The 21,553-nt window shown below is 59.6% G+C and carries 18 protein-coding genes and 4 tRNA genes; 6 read left to right on the plus strand and 16 right to left on the minus strand.

Features of this window, described 5'->3' with window-relative positions:
* The first annotated feature begins 187 nt into the window (after window positions 1-187).
* Entirely contained in the window at window positions 188-1,192 is a 1,005-nt protein-coding gene (locus ATH90_RS17460) for a transketolase-like TK C-terminal-containing protein (RefSeq protein ID WP_098466880.1), read from the plus strand.
* A 35-nt stretch (window positions 1,193-1,227) separates the two neighbouring features.
* On the opposite strand, the gene ATH90_RS17465 is transcribed toward ATH90_RS17460, so the two are convergent.
* Window positions 1,228-1,698: a MarR family winged helix-turn-helix transcriptional regulator gene (locus tag ATH90_RS17465; RefSeq protein WP_098466881.1), complete on the minus strand. Its 471-nt coding sequence runs from the start codon at window positions 1,696-1,698 to the stop codon at window positions 1,228-1,230.
* Window positions 1,699-1,843: 145 nt separating this feature from the next.
* Between ATH90_RS17465 and aceE the strand changes: the two genes are divergently transcribed.
* A complete protein-coding gene (gene aceE, locus ATH90_RS17470; RefSeq protein ID WP_098466882.1) occupies window positions 1,844-4,504 on the plus strand; it encodes a pyruvate dehydrogenase (acetyl-transferring), homodimeric type in 2,661 nt (886 codons plus the stop codon).
* A gap of 1 nt (window position 4,505) precedes the next feature.
* Here aceE and ATH90_RS17475 read toward each other — a convergent pair whose 3' ends face one another.
* On the minus strand, window positions 4,506-5,324 hold the full coding sequence (locus ATH90_RS17475) for a DUF2242 domain-containing protein (RefSeq protein ID WP_098466883.1): 819 nt from the start codon (window positions 5,322-5,324) through the stop codon (window positions 4,506-4,508).
* An 89-nt stretch (window positions 5,325-5,413) separates the two neighbouring features.
* Window positions 5,414-6,313: a LysR family transcriptional regulator gene (locus ATH90_RS17480; protein ID WP_098466884.1), complete on the minus strand. Its 900-nt coding sequence runs from the start codon at window positions 6,311-6,313 to the stop codon at window positions 5,414-5,416.
* A gap of 118 nt (window positions 6,314-6,431) precedes the next feature.
* Between ATH90_RS17480 and ATH90_RS17485 the strand changes: the two genes are divergently transcribed.
* Window positions 6,432-7,637 (plus strand): MFS transporter, encoded by a 1,206-nt coding sequence (locus ATH90_RS17485; protein WP_098466885.1) that lies wholly within the window; start codon window positions 6,432-6,434, stop codon window positions 7,635-7,637.
* On the opposite strand, the gene ATH90_RS17490 is transcribed toward ATH90_RS17485, so the two are convergent.
* The 11 genes from ATH90_RS17490 to ATH90_RS17540 all read right to left on the minus strand — a co-directional run bounded on the left by ATH90_RS17490 (window position 7,584) and on the right by ATH90_RS17540 (window position 17,620).
* Window positions 7,584-8,108 (minus strand): GNAT family N-acetyltransferase, encoded by a 525-nt coding sequence (locus ATH90_RS17490; RefSeq protein ID WP_069077723.1) that lies wholly within the window; start codon window positions 8,106-8,108, stop codon window positions 7,584-7,586. The two genes, ATH90_RS17485 and ATH90_RS17490, sit on opposite strands and share 54 nt — an antisense overlap.
* A gap of 99 nt (window positions 8,109-8,207) precedes the next feature.
* Complete coding sequence (locus ATH90_RS17495; protein ID WP_098466886.1) at window positions 8,208-10,082, minus strand: SurA N-terminal domain-containing protein; 1,875 nt, start codon at window positions 10,080-10,082, stop codon at window positions 8,208-8,210.
* A 231-nt stretch (window positions 10,083-10,313) separates the two neighbouring features.
* On the minus strand, window positions 10,314-10,601 hold the full coding sequence (locus tag ATH90_RS17500; protein WP_221034285.1) for an HU family DNA-binding protein: 288 nt from the start codon (window positions 10,599-10,601) through the stop codon (window positions 10,314-10,316).
* Between the two features lie 133 nt (window positions 10,602-10,734).
* Complete coding sequence (gene lon / locus ATH90_RS17505) at window positions 10,735-13,131, minus strand: endopeptidase La (protein WP_034107265.1); 2,397 nt, start codon at window positions 13,129-13,131, stop codon at window positions 10,735-10,737.
* Window positions 13,132-13,306: 175 nt separating this feature from the next.
* Window positions 13,307-14,590, minus strand: coding sequence for an ATP-dependent Clp protease ATP-binding subunit ClpX (gene clpX / locus ATH90_RS17510; protein ID WP_003238279.1), 1,284 nt, complete (start codon window positions 14,588-14,590; stop codon window positions 13,307-13,309).
* Between the two features lie 112 nt (window positions 14,591-14,702).
* The gene (clpP, locus tag ATH90_RS17515) at window positions 14,703-15,338 is read right to left on the minus strand and encodes an ATP-dependent Clp endopeptidase proteolytic subunit ClpP (protein WP_034107269.1); all 636 of its coding nucleotides are present in this window, start codon (window positions 15,336-15,338) and stop codon (window positions 14,703-14,705) included.
* 91 nt (window positions 15,339-15,429) lie between these two features.
* Complete coding sequence (gene tig / locus ATH90_RS17520) at window positions 15,430-16,740, minus strand: trigger factor (RefSeq protein WP_034107271.1); 1,311 nt, start codon at window positions 16,738-16,740, stop codon at window positions 15,430-15,432.
* A 400-nt stretch (window positions 16,741-17,140) separates the two neighbouring features.
* Window positions 17,141-17,216, minus strand: a tRNA-His gene (locus ATH90_RS17525).
* A 77-nt stretch (window positions 17,217-17,293) separates the two neighbouring features.
* A tRNA-Leu gene (locus ATH90_RS17530) sits at window positions 17,294-17,378 on the minus strand.
* 57 nt (window positions 17,379-17,435) lie between these two features.
* A tRNA-His gene (locus ATH90_RS17535) sits at window positions 17,436-17,511 on the minus strand.
* A 32-nt stretch (window positions 17,512-17,543) separates the two neighbouring features.
* Window positions 17,544-17,620, minus strand: a tRNA-Arg gene (locus ATH90_RS17540).
* A 279-nt stretch (window positions 17,621-17,899) separates the two neighbouring features.
* On the opposite strand from ATH90_RS17540, the gene folD reads away from it, so the two are divergent.
* Window positions 17,900-18,754: a bifunctional methylenetetrahydrofolate dehydrogenase/methenyltetrahydrofolate cyclohydrolase FolD gene (folD, locus tag ATH90_RS17545; protein WP_034107275.1), complete on the plus strand. Its 855-nt coding sequence runs from the start codon at window positions 17,900-17,902 to the stop codon at window positions 18,752-18,754.
* 208 nt (window positions 18,755-18,962) lie between these two features.
* Window positions 18,963-19,886: a D-alanyl-D-alanine endopeptidase gene (pbpG, locus tag ATH90_RS17550; RefSeq protein WP_034107277.1), complete on the plus strand. Its 924-nt coding sequence runs from the start codon at window positions 18,963-18,965 to the stop codon at window positions 19,884-19,886.
* 145 nt (window positions 19,887-20,031) lie between these two features.
* Here pbpG and ATH90_RS17555 read toward each other — a convergent pair whose 3' ends face one another.
* The gene (locus ATH90_RS17555) at window positions 20,032-20,694 is read right to left on the minus strand and encodes a C39 family peptidase (RefSeq protein ID WP_098466887.1); all 663 of its coding nucleotides are present in this window, start codon (window positions 20,692-20,694) and stop codon (window positions 20,032-20,034) included.
* A 210-nt stretch (window positions 20,695-20,904) separates the two neighbouring features.
* Between ATH90_RS17555 and ATH90_RS29400 the strand changes: the two genes are divergently transcribed.
* Entirely contained in the window at window positions 20,905-21,066 is a 162-nt protein-coding gene (locus tag ATH90_RS29400; RefSeq protein WP_164403658.1) for a hypothetical protein, read from the plus strand.
* Here ATH90_RS29400 and ATH90_RS17560 read toward each other — a convergent pair.
* Window positions 21,063-21,473 (minus strand): PA0061/PA0062 family lipoprotein, encoded by a 411-nt coding sequence (locus tag ATH90_RS17560; protein ID WP_034107280.1) that lies wholly within the window; start codon window positions 21,471-21,473, stop codon window positions 21,063-21,065. The genes ATH90_RS29400 and ATH90_RS17560 overlap by 4 nt on opposite strands.
* Window positions 21,474-21,553: the final 80 nt, after the last annotated feature.

Here is a 21,553-nt window from a genome sequence, read left to right on the forward strand (position 1 = left end):
CCAGCCTAAAGTGCCGTCATGACGAAAAAATGTCTGCGCCATGACGTTCCTGCACTCAAGGATTAAACGTAGCAGCGTTGCAGGGATTTAGCACTTGGGCTTCGAGGTGCTATTGCAATCATTGCAATTGCAATCGTTACCGTATTTCCATTAGGGTAATAGCATTCGTTGCCAGGTGACCCTTTCCATGACCGCCGCTACCGCACACGCCGCGCAGCTCTGTATTGATGCCTTGGGCACCGCCGCCCCCGCCAGCAGTTCCCCGCTGTACACCGTGACAAGCATGGCCAACACCCTCGAATCCAGCCGACAGGCCTGGGTGATACGCGGCCAGTCACGCTCCCGGCGCGCGGGTAACTGGCCCGGATGGTTTGCGCGCAACACCGTCGAAAAACCGTTGCTGTACCTGCACAGCGCGCAGTCGTCAGCGCAACTGAGTGCACTGTCGGACGTCACCCAACAGCGCGGCATTCTGTGCAACGACATCGAAAACCACCCCTCCCGCTGGCCCAAGGGTGCGCAACCTTCCTTGCCGTTGTGGCTGGCCACCCACCCGCGCTGCACTCCGTATGACCCGGCCTCGGGCGAAGAGGCGCGTGCGATTGTGCTGGCGGCGTTGCGTACCCTGTATGTCGACGGCAAGCCCGGGTTCTATTACCTGGCCCTGCATGATCATGAAGGCGCAGCGCCCCTGAGTGAGCAGGACCGTGAAGCCGCGCTCAAGGGCATGTATCCGCTGCAGCGGCACACGCTGGGGGATGTGCGATTGCTCGGCGCAGGCCGGGCGCTTGAAGAGGTGGCGCAAGCCAAGCGCTTGTTGGCACAGGACTGGAATATCACCGCCCAACTGTGGAGCTGCCCCAGCTACACGCGACTGGCCCGCGAGGCCGCTGCGGCCGAACGCTGGAATCGCCTGCACCCAAGGGGGCCCAAGCGCAGCTGCCATTTGCGTGATTGCCTGGCGGGGGATTCAGCGCCGGTCATTGCGGTGACCGGCTACCCGCAGGCGATTGTCGATCAGTTGGCGGGGTATGTGGATGCACGGTTCGTGGCGTTGGGCGCCGGGTCGGTGCAGACGGCGGCGCCGAGTCGGCATTGGGTGGTGGTATCCGCGTTAAAGGCATTGGCGGATGAAGGGCGGATCGATGCACTGCAGGTGGAAGAAGGCATGAAGCGGTACGCCCTGAAATGACGGGAATGCGATCGACAATGAGTGAGCGATCGTTCTCAGCGGTTGCGGCGGCTGCGGGTTTGTACGCCCGCTTCCATTGCCAGCCCGGCGGTGCGCTCCAACGCATCCGCAAACCCCTTGCGCTGCTCCAGCTCGAGCTGCGACAGGAATAACTCATCGACCGTGCTTTCGTAGATTTTCCACATCTTTTTACGCAGCACACGGCCGGCCTCGGTGATCGAGGCAAACGCCGCGCGGCCATCGCCGTCGGAGCGCGAACGCACCACCAGGCCGTCCTTTTCCAGACGGTCGACCAGGCGCGTGAGGTTGTAGCGCTCGATGGCGAGCACATCGGCCAGTTCGTGCATGCGACGAGTGCCGTCAGGGCCGCTTTCCAGGCCCCACAGTGCGTCGTACCAGGCGTACGGCGGAAGGTCCGCCTCTGCCAGGCGCCGCTCGATTTCACGGATGACCGTCCTGTGGGCCCTGACAAAACGGAACCATACATCCGGCTCTTTCGACGACATGCAACACCATCCGGGGAATTTCAAGAAGGTTGCAATAGTAGCTCATCCCGCGCTAGATTCGGTCATGTAGTTGCAATTGCAATCACTTTGCCGGCACTCCCACAAAGAGCCCGTCACTTGAAATCCGCCTACCCTGGAGCCTCACATGACCCCGAACAACGCAGTCAGACGCGACGACGACCCACAGGAAACCCGCGAGTGGCTGGAGTCCATCGAATCGGTGCTGTCCACCGAAGGCCGCCCACGCGCCCACTACCTGATCGATCAGTTGCTGGATTTCGACGTGGCGCGCCATGGTGACTTCTACGGGCGGGTGACCACGCCCTACGTCAATACAATCCCGGTGGACCGCCAACTGCCCTACCCCGGCAACCTGGCCATCGAACGCCGCACCAATGCGTTTATCCGCTGGAATGCCATGGCGATGGTGTTGCGTGCCGGCAAACACTCGGGTGTCGGTGGGCATATCGCGACCTATGCGTCAGCCGCGGTGCTGTACGACGTCGGCTTCGACCACTTCTTCCGTGGCCGTACCGACAGCTTTGACGGCGACCTGGTGTACATCCAGGGCCACTCCTCACCCGGTATCTATGGCCGGGCCTACCTGGAAGGCCGTATCAGCGAAGCGCAGCTCGACAACTTCCGCCGCGAGGCCGGCGGCGACGGTATTTCGTCCTACCCGCACCCGCGGCTGATGCCAGACTTCTGGCAATTCCCCACCGTGTCCATGGGCCTCGGCCCGATCACCGCGGCCTACCAGGCGCGCTTTATGCGTTACCTCGAATTGCGCGGCCTCAAGCAACATCAGGGCCGCAAGGTCTGGGCCTTCCTCGGTGATGGCGAAATGGACCAGCCGGAATCCCTGGCCGCCATCTCCCTGGCCGGGCGCGAGAAGCTCGACAACCTTATCTTCGTGGTCAACTGCAACCTGCAACGCCTGGACGGCCCGGTGCGCGGCAATGCCAAGGTGATCCAGGAATTCGAAAGCCTGTACCGCGCCGCCGGTTGGAACGTGATCAAAGTGATCTGGGGCGGTGGCTGGGATGCGCTGCTGGACAAAGACCCGAGCGGCCTGCTGCGTCAACGCATGATGGAATGCGTGGACGGCGACTATCAAAACTACAAGTCGCAGAACGGCGCTTATGTGCGCGAGCATTTCTTCGGCAAATACCCGGAATTGCTCGCGCTGGTTGCGGACATGTCCGACGACGAAATCTGGAAACTCTCACGGGGTGGGCATGACCCGGACAAGGTCTACAACGCCTATGCGGCTGCCGTGCGCCACACGGGCCAGCCCACCGTGATCCTGGCGAAAACCGTCAAGGGTTTCGGCATGGGTGAAGCCGGCGAAGGCCAGAACATCAACCATCAATTGAAGAAAATGGGCGCCGATGCGGTAAGGGCTTTCCGCGATCGCTTTGGCCTGGAAGTCGCAGACGACCAACTCGCCGACATTCCCTACCTCAAGCCCGCGGCCGACAGCGAAGAAGCCCGCTACTTCGCCGCACGCCGCCAGGCCTTGGGCGGCTACGTGCCGGCGCGCCACAGTGCGGTCGAGCCCTTGCAGATTCCCGAACTCGCCGCCTTCGCTACCCAGCTCAAGGACACCGGTGAACGGGCGATCTCCACCACCATGGCCTTCGTGCGGATCCTCGGCACCCTGCTCAAGGATCCGCACCTTGGCAAACTGATCGTGCCCATCGTGCCGGATGAATCGCGCACCTTCGGCATGGAAAGCCTGTTCCGCCAGATCGGCATCCACTCCGCCGTAGGCCAGCTCTATACCCCACAGGATGCGGGACAACTGAGCTACTACAAGGAAAGCAAGGACGGTCAGATCATGCAGGAAGGCCTGAATGAGTCTGGCGCCATTTCCTCCTGGATTGCCGCGAGCACGTCCTACAGCAACCACGGCCTCATGACGGTGCCGTTCTACATTTTCTATTCGATGTTCGGTTTCCAGCGGGTCGGCGACCTCGCCTGGGCCGCAGGCGATGCGCGGGCGCGTGGGTTCCTGCTGGGGGCCACGGCCGGGCGTACCACGCTGATGGGCGAAGGCTTGCAGCATGACGATGGGCACAGCCATATCCTGTCGTCGGTGATCCCATGCTGCGTGTCCTACGACCCGACGTTTGCCTACGAGTTGGCGGTGATCATTCGCGAAGGCATGCGGCGGATGTATGTGCAACAAGAGGACATTTACTACTACATCACCCTGCTCAACGAAAACTACCCGCACCCGGCAATGCCTGAAGGTGTGGAAGAGGGCATTCTCAAAGGCCTGTACCGGCTCAACACCAGCCCCCTGGCCCAGGTGCAACTGATGGGCAGCGGCTCAATCCTGCGCGAAGTGATCGCGGCGGCCGAGTTGCTCGAGAACGACTTCGGCGTGCACAGCAACGTGTGGAGTGCAACCAGCCTCACTGAATTGCGCCGTGACGGTCACGAGATGGAGCGCTGGAACCTGCTTCACCCGCAGAGCGAGCCAAGGGTGAGTTATGTGGAGCAATGCCTGGCCGGGGAAACGGGGCCGGTGGTGGTGGCGACGGACTACATGAAGCTCTTCGCCGACCAGATCCGCCCCTTTGTACCCGGCCGACGCTGTGTGGCGCTGGGGACGGACGGCTTCGGCCAGTCCGATACCCGTGAAGCCCTGCGGGCGTTCTTCGAAGTGGACCGGCATTTCATCGCACTGGCAGCCTTGAAGGCATTGGCGGATGACGGCGTGATCGGTCGTGAAAAAGTCAGTGAAGCCATCAGCCGCTACGGGATCAACGTCGACAAGACGAACCCCGTAGCCGTCTGAGTTACTGCGCAGGCGTCGGCAGGGGCGGGATCGCTTCTGTCGGCGGTGGCAGGTCCGGGTTGCTGGTTGCCGGCGCCGGTGCCGGTGCCGGTGCCGGTGCCGGTGCCGGCTCTGACTGCGGCGCGATCGGCGCGGTCTCGGCAGGCGGCGTGACGGGTTCGGAAACGGCCGGTTGCGAGACCGCAGGCTCTTCCTTCGGCGCCTCGACCTTCTCCGCAGCCGGAGCGGCTTTAGGCTCCGGCACACCCAGCTCGGTTTTCGGCTGCTCGGGAATGTGCTCGGCCTTCTTCACTTCCTGGGGCAGGAACACATCCACCAGCGCAAAGTAACGTTCGTAGAACTTCGGCGCCGAGACGGTCTCACTCGCCACCTTCACCATCGAATCATCGGTGGAGCCGATCGGCATCGACACCGAACCCAGCACGCCCACCCCCAGGCTCGCGGAGTTGTTGACCTTCTTCAGCGCGTAGCGATCCTGCAGGGCGTTGGCGAACATCGTCGAATGGTTGGTGCCTTTGCCATCGTCGGCACACACCACGTTGAAGCTGATCTGCAGGTGGGTCTCGCCGGTCTGCTGGAAGCTCTTGTTCCCCACGACCAGTTTCGGATCACTGCTGGTGATGATGTAGCCCTGGCTCAGCAAGGCGCGTCGTGCGGCTTCGCACGCCGCCACATCAGTTACCGGGTAATCCCGGGAAAACGTACCGGAGTCGTCGAAATTCTCATGTTCATAAATAGCGGTCTTGGGTGACGAGCAGCCCGCGGCGCCCGCCAACACCAGCGCCAACCCGAGGCTACGCAAGTGAAATGATGTCGACATTGAAAATCCTGAGGAAAACGGTCCGGGCGGTATTGTGCAACAGAAAGAGGCCTTGGCGCGCGCATTCCTGTCGGTAAAACGTCACAGCCTTAGATTGCAACACCTGCAGGAAAAAGGCCTGCACACATATGGTCAATAAACACGCGCAATTTGACCGAGGCATGGCGACTTGATGGCCACAACATCCAGAAACTGCCCCGGTGTTCCAGGTAGTCATCCAGCACGCGTTGCAGGCGCCCATCGGCAACGGCCTGGTTGACCATATAGTCCGGCAGGCAGGCTATGCCCAACCCTTCGTGCACCACATGGTTCAGGGACTCGATGGTGGTGCTGACCAACGGCGTGCGCAAGACGGGCTCCGAGGCGCCGGCTGCCAGGCGCAAAGGCCAGGGCTCCAGCTTGCCCGTGGCGCAGAATTTATGGCGCAGGCAGGCATGTTCGCTCAACTGCTGCGGCTGCTGCGGAGTCCCGTGCTGGCGAAAATAGCCGGGAGTGCCCACCAGTACCAACTGGTAATGCCCCAGGTGACGCGCCATCAAGCGCGAATCCTCCGGTTTACCGGTACGGATGACGGCGTCGAAGCCTTCCTCGATCACGTCCACCATGCGGTCGGAAAAGTCCACATCCAGTTCGATCTCCGGGTAGGCCCGCATGAAATCGCTGAGCACCGGCATCAACAGGCCGCGCACTTGCGGCACGCTGACACGCAACTTGCCACGGGGCGCGCCGCTGGCCTCCGTGAGTTCGCGCTCGGCCGCTTCGACCTCGGCCAGGATACGCCGCGATCGCTCCAGAAACAGCGCGCCTTCACTGGTCAGGGTGATGCTGCGGGTGCTGCGGTGAAACAGCCGCACGCCCAGGCGCTCTTCCATGCGTGCGATGCTCTTGCCGACGGCCGAAGATGTCACACCCAGTACACGCCCGGCGACGGTAAAGCTGCGCGTCTCTGCCACCTGCACGAATACCGAAAGGCTCCCCAAGCTGTCCATGATCCTGCCCCGAGTATTAAGGACACTGAAGTCCGATAAGTTCGGAACCTTAGCCTGTTTTTCCGCCGGCCACAGCCCCCTACTCTGCCCGCTTGCCCTTTTACATGGATAGCGTGCGATGACATCCCTCACCGATTCCCCCGTGACAGCCCAAGAAGAAACGTTGCCGCTGGGCGGCTTGTTAGCCTTGGCAAGTGCTGGCTTTATCACCATCCTCACGGAGGCCATGCCCGCCGGCCTACTGCCACAGATGGGCGACGGCCTGGGCGTGTCACCCGCGCTGGTCGGCCAGTTGGTCACGTTGTACGCCCTTGGCTCACTCGTGGCCGCCATCCCGCTGACGCTGTTGACGCGCGGCTGGCGACGCCGTCCTTTGCTGCTGGCAGCGATTGGCGGCTTTGCCCTGGTCAACAGCGTGACCGCCCTTTCCAGCCACTATGGGCTGACCCTGGTGGCACGCTTCTTCGCCGGAGTATTCGCCGGGCTGCTTTGGGCACTGCTGGCCGGCTATGCCAGCCGAATGGTTGCGCCCCACCTGCAAGGTCGGGCCATAGCCGTGGCGATGCTGGGCGCGCCACTGGCGCTGTCACTGGGTGTCCCCGCAGGCACCTTCCTGGGTGCTGCCGTTGGCTGGCGCCTGAGCTTTGCGGTCATGACCGCGCTGACGCTGGTGCTACTGATTTGGGCGCGCCTGCAACTGCCGGACTTCGCTGGCGAACGGGCGGGAAAACGACTGGGCCTTCACCAAGTGTTGACCCTGCCGGGGATTCGTCCGGTGCTCTGGGTGACGTTTACCTACGTCCTGGCCCACAACATTCTCTACACCTACATCGCCCCATTGCTGGTGCCGGCGGGCATTGCCGCCGATATCGACCAAGTGCTGCTGGTGTTCGGCCTGGCCGCGTTGGTGAGCCTCTGGCTGGCCGGCGCTTTGATTGACCGGTGGCTACGCACACTGCTGCTGATCAGCTGCGCACTGTTTGGCCTGGTTGCCTTGGCAATGGCGTTCTGGATGAACCTGCCAGCGGTCATCTACATCGCCGTAGCGTTGTGGGGCCTGGCGTTCGGCGGGCTGCCAGCGCTGCTGCAAACGGCGCTGGCCAAATCGGCAGGCGAGTCGGCGGACGCCGCGCAATCGATGCTGGTGACGGTGTGGAACCTGGGCATCGCAGGTGGCGCACTGGTGGGCGGCGTGTTGCTCCAGGGGTGGGGCATCGCCGCATTTGCGTGGGCGGTGGTGGTGCTGATGCTACTGGCCTTGGCCGGTGCGCTACAGGCGGCGCCCCAACAACTGGCCCGGCCACCCTTCCAGATCGAACGTTGAGATACGCTGATACCCGCACGACTGGTAAAAACGTACCAGATCACCCGTGCCGCCGGCGTAGCAGTCCACACGCAGGCGCATCACCCCGGCGGCGCGGGCACGCTCATCGGCGAAGGCCAACAGACGGCGCCCCAATCCGCGCGCACGCGCATCACGCGCTGCGATCAGCAATCGCACATAGACCTCCGGCTCGGAAGCAGCCGGCACGTAAGGCATCGGGTCACCCAGCACAAGGGCCGCCAGGATACGCCCGTCGGACGCCTCGACCACCCAGGCCCCCGGCAACGCACAGGCCTGTGTGACTTGCTCAACTCGGCGTGGCAAGGCCGACCAGGGCTCAATGCCCCATTGAGCGTTATTGCCCATGCCAACGAACCAGGCAATTACATCATCAAACACGTGCAGCACTGCCGGGGCATCCGCTGCGCTGGCGCGACGGATAACCCAGCCTTCTGTTCCTTGAATGGACACCCTTGACACTCCTTGGTCGGTGTTAACGAACGCTGAGTCTAGCGCACATAAAAAAGCCCCCGGTCTTTTCAGGCCGGGGGCTTCTTGTTCAAACCGACATCAGTACTTCTTGATGTCAGCCTTGGTTTCCAGCTGCTTGCGGTAGGCCGCGAAGTCCTGCTGACCCACACGGGAAGCGAGGAAGCGGCGATATTGCGCCTTTTCTTCGTCGGTTGGGGCAGCAGCTTCGTTGACGCCGTTCAAGCGCACGATCACCAGGCTGCCGTCAGCCAGGGTCACAGTGGTGAAGGTCGGCTTGTCCTTGGCCGCAGGCTTGGGCATGCGGAACAGGGCTTGCAGCACGGCCGGGTCGATCGCTTCCTGGCTACGGGTAGCCGCTTCAGTGACCTTCCAGGCCTGGCCGTCGACCGGCTGGTTCAGTGGGGTCTTGCCATCACGCAGGCTGGCGATCAACTCGTCAGCGTGAGCCTTGGCAGCCGCGCTGGCGCGCTCCTTGGCCATCTGCGTACGAATCGCCGCTGCAACGCTTTCCAGCGGCAGTTGCGAAGGCTTCAGGTGCTCTTTGGCACGCAGCACGATGATGGTTTCCGGGTCGAGTTCGATGGCGGTGCTGTTGGCACCCTCATCCAACACTTCCGGGCTGAACGCAGCGGTGACCACGGCACGGTTGGCCGCAACACCTTCGCCACCATCACGGCCAAACGGCGCCGAGGTGTGGACGGTGAGCTTCAGGTCGGACGCTGGCTGAGCCAGGTCAGACGCTTCGAATGCCGCATCTTCCAATTGCTTGGTCGCTTCGACAAAACGCTGCTCGACTTGCTGGGCTTTGAGCTCTTTGGTCAGCTTGTCTTTCAGGCTGGCAAACGTCGGCACTTGCGGTGCTTCAACGCCCAACAGCTTGATCAGGTGCCAACCGAAGGTGCTGCGCACCGGCGCAGAAACCTGGTCTTTGTTCAGCGCGTACAAGGCTGCTTCGAAGTCCGGGTCATAGACGCCCGGGCCAGCAAAGCCCAGATCGCCACCATTGTTGGCCGAACCTGGATCCTGGGAGAACTCCTTGGCCAGGGCTTCGAACTTCTCACCCTTGGCCAGGCGTGCCTGGATTTCTTCGATCTTGGCCTTGGCTTGCGCGTCGGTGACCTTGTCGTTGACTTCAATCAGGATGTGCGCGGCACGACGCTGTTCAGCGAGGTTGGCGGTTTCTTTCTGATAAGCAGCCTGCAGCTCTTCGTCCTTCACGGCAACCTGGTCGAAGAAGGAAGACTTCTTCAGTTCCAAGTAGTCGATGACCACTTGATCAGGGGTCATGAACTCTTTGGCGTGCTGGTCGTAGTAAGCCTTGACCTCGTCGTCGGTGAGTGTCACCGCGGCAGGGTTGGCCTTGATATTGACGGTCGCGAAGTCGCGGGTCTGTTTTTCCAAACGGGCGAATGCCAGCACTTCGGAATCGGTGACGAAACCGCTGCCGGCAATACCTGCGCGAACCTGGCCGATCAGCATTTCCTGGGTCAGCATCTGACGGAATTGCATACGGCTGTAGCCCAGCTGACGGATCACCTGGTCAAAGCGTTCGGCGCTGAACTTGCCGTCCACCTGGAATTCCGGCGTTTGCAGGATCACTTGGTCCAGCGCAGCTTCAGAGAAGCCAAACTTGGAATCGGCGGCGCCTTGCAGCAGCAGCTTGCGATCGATCAGACCCTTGAGGGCCGCTTCGCGCAGCAGTTTTTCGTCCAGCAGGGAAGCATCGAAATCCTTGCCCAGCTGTTGCATCAGCTGGCGACGTTGCATGTCGACGGCCTGGCTCAGTTCGGTCTGGGTGATCTCTTCACCGTTGACCTTGGCCACGTCCTGCTTACTGTTACCCGAAGCCTGGAAAATGGCTTCGATACCGGTGAACGCCATCAATGCGACGATGATCCCGATGATGGTCTTGGCAATCCAGCCTTGTGAATTGTCCCTGATATTTTGCAGCATGCGTCCCCCAGAAACGGTTGAACTTCAAAAATAGGCAACCGTGGAGCGTGGGTAGAGTCCGGATAGAAGAAAGGCGCATCCGAGGATGCGCCTTCTCGTAACTGGCGGAGCGGACGGGGGTTTGAACCCACACCCCCGGCGTGGCGACCCGTTGGATACGTGGGTCAGCTGCCGCTCCGCTGCCAGGTCGAACCTGCGTTCGACCCGGGTAGGCAAAGGCTTGATCGAGGCTTAGTTAACGGCTTCTTTCAGGGCTTTACCGGCTTTGAAACCTGGTTTCTTGGCAGCAGCGATTTGCAGTGCTTTGCCAGTCTGTGGGTTACGGCCAGTGCGAGCTGGGCGGTCAGTCACAGAGAAAGTACCGAAGCCTACCAGTACCACGGAGTCGCCGGCCTTCAGAGCGCCAGTGACGGATTCGATTACTGCATCCAGCGCACGGCCAGCAGCAGCTTTCGGGATATCAGCGGATGCAGCGATAGCATCAATCAGTTCCGACTTGTTCACTCTAAGTCCCCTTATATATCTATTGAGTATGATTCTAAGTTTTTTGGTGAAAGCAAAAACCAGTGCTGAATGGCCTACAGACACTTAAGAGCCGCTTTATAACAAGGGCTCTAAAAAGCTGTCAAGGAAGCACCCAGGCTTTAACGCATTAATGCGTGCTAATTCTTTCCTTGGAATCAGACTCGCGTTTTTCGTCCTTTGCAACTATCTCCGGAGCCACATCCGGCAAGGGCTCCGGCGCGTATTGCAGCGCAATTTGCAGGACCTCGTCAATCCATTTAACCGGTTTAATCTGAAGATCTTGCTTGATATTGTCAGGAATTTCCTTCAAGTCGCGAACATTCTCTTCAGGAATGATCACGGTCTTGATGCCACCCCGGTGTGCAGCAAGCAATTTCTCTTTAAGGCCACCGATGGCCAACACCTGGCCACGCAGGGTAATTTCCCCGGTCATGGCGACATCGGCGCGCACCGGAATGCCGGTCAATGCCGAAACCAGGGCCGTGCACATGCCTACGCCAGCGCTAGGGCCGTCTTTCGGGGTCGCCCCTTCCGGCATGTGGATGTGGGTGTCGTGCTTCTCGTGGAAGTCCAGGGGAATCCCCAGGCTCCTGGCACGGCTGCGCACCACGGTCTGGGCGGCGGTGATGGATTCGACCATTACGTCACCCAGGGAACCGGTCTTGATCAGTTGGCCTTTGCCCGGGATCACCGCGGCTTCGATAGTCAGCAACTCGCCGCCCACCTGGGTCCACGCCAGGCCAGTCACCTGGCCGACCTGATCCTGCTGCTCGGCCAGGCCGTAGCGGAATTTACGCACGCCCAGGAAGTGCTCCAGGGAGTCAGCCGTGACCTTCACCGAAAAGCGTTTTTCCAGTGCATGTTCCTTCACCGCTTTGCGGCAGATCTTCGCAATCTGACGCTCAAGGCCCCGCACACCGGCCTCGCGGGTGTAGTAACGCACGATGTCACGGATGGTCTCGACCTCGAATTCGATCTCGCCCTTCTTCAGGCCGTTGGCCGAAATCTGCTTGGGCGCGAGGTACTTGACGGCAATGTTGATCTTCTCGTCTTCGGTGTAGCCCGGCAGACGAATCACCTCCATCCGGTCCAGCAACGCTGGCGGGATGTTCATGGAGTTGGAGGTGCACAGGAACATCACGTCGGACAGGTCGTAGTCGACTTCCAGGTAATGGTCGTTGAAATTGTGGTTCTGCTCGGGGTCGAGCACTTCGAGCAAGGCCGACGCAGGATCGCCACGCATATCGCTGCCCATTTTGTCGATTTCATCGAGCAGGAACAGCGGGTTGCGAACGCCCACCTTCGTCATCTTTTGAATCAATCTTCCCGGCATCGAACCGATGTACGTACGGCGATGACCACGAATTTCCGCTTCATCGCGTACGCCGCCGAGGGCCATGCGCACGAATTTACGGTTGGTGGCGTTGGCAATCGACTCGGCCAGGGAGGTTTTACCCACCCCAGGCGGGCCCACCAGGCACAACACCGGACCGCGAATTTTCTTCACGCGTTTCTGCACGGCGAGGTATTCGAGAATGCGCTCTTTGACTTCCTCGAGGCCGTAATGGTCGGCGTCGAGGATGTCTTCAGCGCGGGCCAGATCCAGGCGCACTTTGGTCTGCGCCTTCCACGGCACCTGCACCAACCAGTCGATGTAGGAGCGCACCACGGTGGCTTCGGCCGACATCGGCGACATCTGCTTGAGCTTGTTCAGCTCGGCGGTCGCCTTGGTGAGGGCGTCTTTAGGCAGGCCGGCGGCATCGATGCGCTTTTTCAGCTCTTCGATTTCGTTGTGGCCTTCCTCGCTGTCGCCGAGTTCTTTCTGAATGGCCTTCATCTGCTCATTCAGGTAGTACTCGCGCTGGCTGCGCTCCATTTGTTTCTTCACGCGACCACGGATGCGTTTCTCAACCTGAAGCAGGTCGATCTCGGCATCCAGCAGCGCCAGCACATGCTCAACACGTGCCGACAGGTCGATGATTTCGAGGATGTCCTGCTTCTGCTCGATTTTCAGCGCCATGTGCGCGGCCATGGTGTCGACCAGGCGGCTCGGCTCATCGATGCTGTTGAGGGAGGACAGGACTTCAGCCGGGACTTTCTTGCCCAACTGCACATACTGCTCGAATTGCGAAAGCAGGCTGCGTACAAATACTTCGGACTCGCGCTCCGGGGCCTCGACTTCGTCGATCAGCGCCACTTCAGCGCGCAGGTGGCCGTCCACCTCCATGAAGCGCTCGACCGCGCCACGCTGCTCACCTTCCACCAGCACCTTGACGGTGCCATCAGGCAGCTTGAGCAATTGCAGCACGGTAGCAATGGTACCGACGCGATACAGGGCGTCTTCGCCTGGATCATCGTCAGCAGGATTTTTCTGGGCCAACAGCAGGATCTGCTTGTCGCCCGTCATCGCGGCCTCGAGGGCTTCGATAGACTTCTCGCGCCCCACGAACAGCGGGATAACCATGTGCGGATAAACGACGACATCGCGCAACGGCAGGAGAGGCAATTCAATGGTTGTCTTCATGATTTCGCCTCTATGACAGTTGAAAAGTAAGCTTGAAACCAAGATGGGGGCTGCATGCAAAAAAAACAAGCTTATTGCCAGCAGTTAAGCGCAGTAAACGTCCTGGCGTAAAAAACGCCGCAAAAACAAAGGGGCCCCTGGAGGCCCCTTTGTTCATACCGAAACTGCGCAACGCTTACGCGTCTGGCGCAGCCTTGGCAGTCGGCTCACTGTTTTCGTAGATATACAGTGGCTTGGACTTGCCTTCTATAACGCTTTCGTCGATCACCACTTTACTCACCTCGGACTGCGAGGGGATTTCGTACATGGTGTCGAGCAAGACGCCTTCAAGAATCGAACGCAGGCCACGTGCACCGGTCTTGCGCTCCAATGCCCGCTTGGCCACTGATTTGAGTGCATCGGTACGGAACTCGAGGTCTACACCTTCCATCTCGAACAACTTGGCGTATTGCTTGGTCAGGGCGTTCTTCGGCTCGGTGAGGATCTGAATCAGAGCGGCCTCATCCAGTTCGTCCAACGTAGCCAGGACCGGCAGACGGCCAACGAATTCCGGGATCAGACCGAACTTGACCAGATCGTCAGGCTCGACTTCACGCAGGGACTCGCCCACCTTCTTGCCTTCTTCCTTGCTGCGCACTTCTGCACTGAAACCGATGCCACCACGGGTGGAGCGCTGCTGGATAACTTTTTCCAGACCGGAGAACGCACCGCCACAGATGAACAGGATGTTGCGCGTATCAACCTGAAGGAATTCCTGCTGCGGGTGCTTGCGGCCGCCCTGGGGCGGTACGGAAGCAACCGTGCCTTCGATCAGTTTCAACAGCGCCTGCTGCACGCCTTCACCGGAAACGTCCCGGGTGATCGACGGGTTGTCCGACTTGCGCGAGATCTTGTCGATTTCGTCGATGTAGACGATACCCATCTGGGCCTTCTCTACGTCGTAGTCGCACTTCTGCAGCAGTTTCTGAATGATGTTCTCGACGTCTTCACCCACGTAGCCAGCCTCGGTGAGGGTGGTGGCGTCGGCGATGGTGAACGGAACGTTCAGCAGGCGAGCGAGGGTTTCTGCAAGCAGGGTTTTACCCGAGCCTGTAGGGCCGATCAGCAAGATGTTGCTCTTGCCGAGTTCAACTTCGTCGCCTTTCTTGTCACGCTGGTTCAAGCGCTTGTAGTGGTTGTATACCGCTACGGCCAAAACCTTCTTTGCACGCTCTTGACCAATCACATACTGGTCAAGGATGCCGCTGATTTCTTTAGGCGAAGGCAATTTATGCGCACTGCTCTCGGCCTGGGCTTCCTGCACCTCCTCACGGATGATGTCATTGCACAGGTCGACGCATTCGTCGCAGATAAACACCGAGGGGCCGGCAATCAACTTGCGTACTTCATGCTGGCTTTTGCCACAGAAGGAGCAATAGAGCAGCTTGCCGTTGTCCTCGCCGTTGCGGGTGTCAGTCATTCGTTCGATCCAAATCCGATAGGCTTGCAACACAAGATGAAGGCTTATGCGGGCTTTTTCAAGCCCGCCAGTGGTCGGACATGCCGACCAGCCCTATTTTGAGTGGCTTATGTTAAGCGGGGCGCTGACTGATCACTGCGTCGATCAGCCCATATTCCTTGGCCGCTTCGGCGCTCATGAAGTTGTCGCGGTTGGTGTCGCGCTCGATTTCTTCCAGGGTACGCCCGCTGTGCTTGGCCATCAGCGTGTTGAGACGCTCACGAATAAACAGGATTTCCTTGGCGTGGATTTCGATGTCCGACGCCTGGCCCTGGAAACCGCCCAATGGCTGGTGAATCATCACGCGCGAGTTAGGCAGGCAGAAACGCTTGCCCTCGGCACCTGCTGTCAGCAGGAACGCGCCCATACTGCAAGCCTGGCCGATGCAGGTGGTCGACACGTTAGGCTTGATGAACTGCATGGTGTCGTAGATCGACATGCCTGCAGTCACCGAACCGCCCGGGGAGTTGATGTAGAGATGGATGTCCTTGTCCGGGTTTTCCGCTTCAAGGAACAGCAGCTGCGCACAGATCAGGTTGGCCATGTAGTCCTCTACCGGGCCCACCAGAAAGATCACTCGCTCCTTGAGCAGGCGCGAGTAGATGTCGTAGGCGCGTTCGCCACGAGCGGACTGCTCGACAACCATCGGGACCAGGCCGCCTGCGGCCTGGATATCAGAGTTCTGCTGAATATAGGAATTACGGAACATGCTCTGCAGTTACTCCCAAATAGTCATGTCTTGAAAACGCATAAGCCAGCGCGAGGCTGGCTTATGGTTGAATTTCCAACGAGTTGGACAATCAGTCGGCTTGTGCTGCTTCCGCCGGTTTGACTGCTTCTTCGTAAGAGACCGCTTTGTCGGTCACCTTAGCCTTCTGCAGAACAGTATCCACAACTTGTTCTTCCAGCACAACCGAACGCACTTCGTTCAGCTGCTGATCGTTCTTGTAGTACCAAGCCACGACTTGCTCAGGCTCCTGGTAGGCCGAAGCCATTTCCTGGATCATTTCGCGAACGCGGTCTTCGTCAGGCTTGAGGTCGAACTGCTTGACCACTTCAGCCACGATCAGGCCCAGCACGACGCGGCGCTTGGCTTGCTCTTCGAACAGCTCGGCCGGCAGTTGGTCAGGCTTGATGTTGCCACCAAACTGCTGAACAGCTTGCACGCGCAGGCGATCCACTTCGTTGGACAGCAGGGCCTTAGGCACTTCGATCGGGTTGGCGGCCAGCAGACCGTCCATGACCTGGTTCTTGACCTTGGACTTGATGGCCTGACGCAGCTCGCGCTCCATGTTCTTGCGAACTTCGGTGCGGAAGCCTTCGATGCCGGTTTCCTTGATACCGAATTGAGCGAAGAACTCTTCGTTCAGCTCTGGCAGCTTAGGCTCGGAAACACTGTTGACCGTCACGGTGAACTCGGCGGTTTTACCAGCCAGGTCCAGGTTCTGGTAGTCAGCAGGGAAGGTCAGGTTCAGAACGCGCTCTTCACCGGCTTTGGCGCCAACCAGGCCGTCTTCGAAACCCGGGATCATGCGGTTGGAACCCAGCACCAGCTGAGTACCCTTGGCGGAGCCGCCAGCGAATGCTTCGCCGTCAACCTTGCCAACGAAATCGATGTTCAGCTGGTCTTCGTTCTGGGCAGCACGCTCGGCCACTTCGAAACGGGTGTTCTGCTTGCGCAGGATTTCCAGCATGTTGTCCAGGTCCGAATCAGCCACTTCGGCGCTCAGGCGCTCGATAGCGATACCGTCGAAACCGGCCACTTCAAACTCAGGGAACACTTCGAATACGGCAACGTATTCCAGGTCCTTGCCTGCTTCCAGGGACTTAGGCTCGATCGACGGCGAACCAGCCGGGTTCAGCTTTTGCTCAACCACTGCTTCGTAGAAGGAAGCCTGGATCACGTCACCGACAGCTTCCTGGCGCGCATCGGCACCAAAACGGCGCTTGATTTCGCTCATTGGCACTTTGCCTGGACGGAAACCAGCGATCTTGGCCTTTTGGGCAGTCTGCTGCAGACGCTTGTTGACCGCAGTCTCGATACGCTCAGCCGGCACGGTGATGCTCAGGCGGCGCTCAAGAGCAGTAGTATTTTCAACAGAAACTTGCATGGATATTCCTCGTTGCACAGACGTTAGCCGGCCATTTCCGACCCCAATCAAGGGCATGCATTCTAGTGGGTCAAACTCAAGAAGTCACCCTACTGGAAATACGCCCGAAAACAGCCGGCAATTTATCGGTACGAAGGCACTGATGTACCTCGCCCCGGTGACAAATACAGCCCATCACGCCAGGGCTCTGCGCCGCCCCTTCTATATATAGAAGAAGTCGTCATCCATCTCCCTGACGGCCAACCCTTCGAACAGGGCCGGCAGGCAGTGCGGCATCATCGAGATACATAAATACGACGAAACGCCCTGCCATTGCGACCCAGTACCTGCAGCCGCGGAATATTCGAACCGCTGAAACCAAAAAAGGCGCCAGACTGTTAAATCTGGCGCCTTTCGAATATGGGGTGGACGAAGGGGATCGAACCCTCGACAACGGGAGTCACAATCCCGTGCTCTACCAACTGAGCTACGCCCACCATATTGCGTTAACAAAGAAACCAAACCACTTCTTTGTTGAGCCCTACCCTGCTTATCAACGGGGCCAAGCTTTATTTGGTGCGGATGAAGAGACTCGAACTCTTACGCCTCGCGGCGCTGGAACCTAAATCCAGTGTGTCTACCAATTCCACCACATCCGCGCTTGAAGCTCTTAAAGCAAAGGCGCCAGACGATTAATCTGGCGCCTTTTCAAAATATGGGGTGGACGAAGGGGATCGAACCCTCGACAACGGGAGTCACAATCCCGTGCTCTACCAACTGAGCTACGCCCACCATATAGCGCTACTTGTGCCAAAGCTGCCTAATGGCGCACCCGGCAGGACTCGAACCTGCGACCATCCGCTTAGAAGGCGGATGCTCTATCCAGCTGAGCTACGGGCGCCTGATTAATCTGTACTCTTGGAGGATTACAAACTAAGTGCTTCCAGCCTTGCAGAACAATCATCTATTCTGCTCGACCTTCTTAACCAGTGCTAGGCTGTGCCCGACAAGTGCGACGAATAGTATAGACGCCCTCGAAACCCGTCAAATCTTTTTTGAAAAAAATTCATTTTATTTAAGGGGTTAGGGCAATTTGCAGACCAAGCGCCTTTGCCCTCACGCGCTGGCATGCGAGAATGCGCGCACTTTTCTTCCCCCTCTCGATGGTTAATCACGCGTAATGACTGCACAACTTATCGACGGCAAATCAATCGCCGCCAGCCTGCGCCAGCAGATCGCCAAACGAGTCACCGAGCGCAGCCAGCAAGGCCTGCGCACGCCTGGCCTCGCGGTGATCCTGGTCGGCAGCGATCCTGCCTCTCAGGTTTATGTCTCGCACAAGCGTAAAGACTGTGAAGAGGTCGGCTTCATTTCCAAGGCCTACGACTTGCCTTCCGAGACCACCCAGCAGGCCCTTACCGACCTGATCGACGGCCTCAACGACGACGCGACAATCGATGGCATCCTGCTGCAGCTGCCGTTACCCGAGCATCTGGATGCGTCCAAACTGCTCGAACGCATTCGCCCGGACAAAGATGTCGATGGCTTCCACCCTTATAACGTCGGCCGCCTGGCCCAGCGTATCCCGCTGCTGCGCCCATGCACCCCAAAAGGCATCATGACCTTGCTGGAAAGCACCGGTGTCGACCTGTACGGCCTTGATGCCGTGGTCGTCGGCGCTTCCAACATCGTCGGTCGCCCGATGGCCATGGAGCTGCTGCTGGCCGGCTGCACCGTGACCGTCACCCACCGCTTCACCAAAGACCTCGCCGGCCACGTTGGCCGCGCCGACCTGGTCGTGGTTGCCGCCGGCAAGCCGGGCCTGGTCAAGGGTGAGTGGATCAAGGAAGGCGCCATCGTCATCGACGTGGGCATCAACCGCCAGGAAGACGGCAAGCTGGTAGGCGACGTGGTGTACGAAACCGCCCTGCCCCGCGCCGGCTGGATTACACCCGTGCCGGGGGGCGTCGGCCCGATGACCCGCGCCTGCCTGCTGGAAAACACGCTGTATGCTGCAGAAACCCTGCACGGTTAATAACCAGGCGTACTGAAAAAGCCCTGCCTTATCGCAGGGCTTTTTATTGGCCGCAATAAACCCTGTTTTTTCTTAGTTTTTAAGCACTTTCGTCCGGTTCTAGAAGAACATTCGACAGTTTCTAATCCATACTCCTAAAATGTAACGGCATTTATCAAAAACCCGTTCCCGAACGGTTATTTCCTTACTTTTTAGCGAGTTCATCCGCGTGAAAATTCGTCTTTCTCTTGTCAGCCTATTTTTTGCATTTACAGGCACCTTTGCGCACGCCGCCGAAACCACCCAGGCCCCGCGTGACACCTCCAAACTGCAAATCGCCTCCGGCAGCGCCATGCTGGTCGACCTGCAAACCAATAAGGTCATTTATTCCAGCAACCCCGACGTGGTCGTACCGATCGCCTCGGTGAGCAAATTGATGACCGGCCTGATCGTGCTCGAAGCCAAGCAGAATATGGATGAGTACATCGACATCAATATCACCGACACGCCCGAGATGAAAGGGGTGTTCTCGCGCGTGAAGATCGGCAGCCAGATGCCGCGCAAGGAAATGTTGCTGATCGCCCTGATGTCCTCGGAAAACCGCGCTGCCGCGAGCCTTGCCCACCACTACCCGGGTGGTTACGCAGCCTTCATCGCCGCGATGAACGCCAAGGCCAAGGCGCTGGGCATGACCAGCACGCACTACGTAGAACCCACCGGGCTGTCGATCCACAACGTATCCACCGCCCGCGACCTGAGCAAACTGCTGGCCGCCGCACGCCACTATCCGTTGCTGAGCCAACTGAGCACCACCAAGGAAAAGACCGTGTCGTTCCGCAAGCCCAACTACACCCTGGGCTTCTCCAATACCGACCACCTGATCAACCGCGCCAACTGGGACATCAAGCTGACCAAGACGGGCTTCACCAACCAGGCCGGTCACTGCCTGGTACTGGTGACGAGCATGGGTAACCGCCCCGTGTCGCTGGTGATCCTGGATGCCTTCGGCAAATTCACCCACTTTGCCGATGCCAGCCGTATTCGCAATTGGGTCGAGACCGGCAAGAGCGGTTCGGTGCCGGATGTCGCGTTGCGCTACAAGGCCGACAAGAACCTGAAGAACAGAGCTAACGCCGCCGAAGTCCGTCGCTAACGGCAGCCACCTTCCAAAGTATTGAGCGCCCGCTTGTGTGGGCGCTGGCTTGCCTGCGATAGCGACACCGCGGGGCAACTGAACCCCCTCAATGCCCGCATCGCGGGCAAACCCGGTGCATCCATTGGCGCCCAGGTGCTGGCCGTTACTTTTTTTCCGCCAGTACCTTCAGCGCCTGCGCCGCCGCCCGCTCCTGCCCAGCTTGGGCCGTGGCATTGGCCGCATCCCGCCAGCGCTGCGCGTCCACGTTGGCCGGCAACTGACTCGGACGCTGGGTGAGGATTGCCCAACTCCCGGCGCTGCGCCACTTTGACTCAAAGTCGCTGAAGCTCATCAGCAGCCGCCGATCCATGCCCGAGCGCAGCAACACCGTGCTTTTCTGTTGATTGAACCCCACCACCACGACGTAGTGCGCGTCCGACCATAGCCCGCCGCCAATCCGAGCCATCACCGGATAACCCGCCGCCACCTGCGCCAGCACCGCCGTCAGCTTCGCGTCCAGCGGGTACACCATCAGCCCGTACTCACGCGCCAGCACCTGCATGTTGCGCTCAAGGTCTGCCTCCCCGCCCGGCAGGTGCAGCGGCTTGTCCAGCAGCCCCGGTGTCATGACAATGCCTTGTTGCGACAGCATGCTGGCTAACGCTGTAGGACCGCTCTGATAAGCCTCGCTGCGAAACGTCGGCACGCCATTGAGCTCGACACGCTCCGGCAGCCCCGCCAGCCTCGACGGCGTCGCGGAACAGGCCACAAGCCCCAGGGCGCAGGCCAACAGAACGGATGTTTTAAAGTTCGACCGTAACCGCAATTTTCTACTCTCTTGATCAACTGCCGGTAAGGGCCCTGATCATAGGACGCCCGGCCACGCGGGTATAGCCCGCAGGCTTAGTAAAGGGAGTGGATAGAGCAAAGAAGTTGGAAGGACGCGACCATTGGTCAATAGCAGGCAACCGCCAGGTAGCTAGACTGTCCATTGAGAAGACTGTGTGTGCCCCGGACGGGGCGAAAGGAGGCCCGAATGAGCCTTGCAACGACGATTTTCCTGTTGATCTGCGGTTGGCTGGCGGTTGCCGGCGCCATGTTGTGGGGGGTGTTGCGCATTACCCGCCGGCACCATCACCCCCACGCAAAACCTGCCGTGCCCGCCAAGGCCCATAAGGCGGCGGTGCATCACGCCTAGCCAGGCATGCAATTGAAATCCTGCGTGGCCGCGACTTCCTTGCCGTGGGCATCCATCAAGGAGGCGCGCACGGTAGTGCCCAGGCTGGATTCGACCAGGGTGTAGTGTTCGCCCGCCTTGAAGTGCTTGTATTCCACGCGCCCCTGGCAGTCCTGCTGGTTGTCGTCGCCAGGCTCTTCTTCAAACAGGGTGACATCCAAGCGATGATCGCCCGGCGGCACTTCAAAAAAGCGCCCGTCGTCCACGCGCTTGCCGTCCAAGCGTTCGGCCATCAGGTCGTTCGGGGCTTCTTCTTTCAGACCAATCCACGCTTCGCTCGGGTCCGCCTTTGGGATCGGGCCGGCGCACGCCGACAACAACAGGACAGCACCGAGGGCTGGAATCAACAACAGTGGTTTGAGTGACATGGCAGGGCTCCAAAGAAAGACAATGTGTCCGATGGGCTACAAGCTTGCGGAGCGGACCTGCCCAGAACAAATGAATACAT

Origin of the sequence: Pseudomonas lurida (genome assembly GCF_002563895.1) — a bacterium.
GTDB classification, from domain to species: domain Bacteria; phylum Pseudomonadota; class Gammaproteobacteria; order Pseudomonadales; family Pseudomonadaceae; genus Aquipseudomonas; species Aquipseudomonas lurida.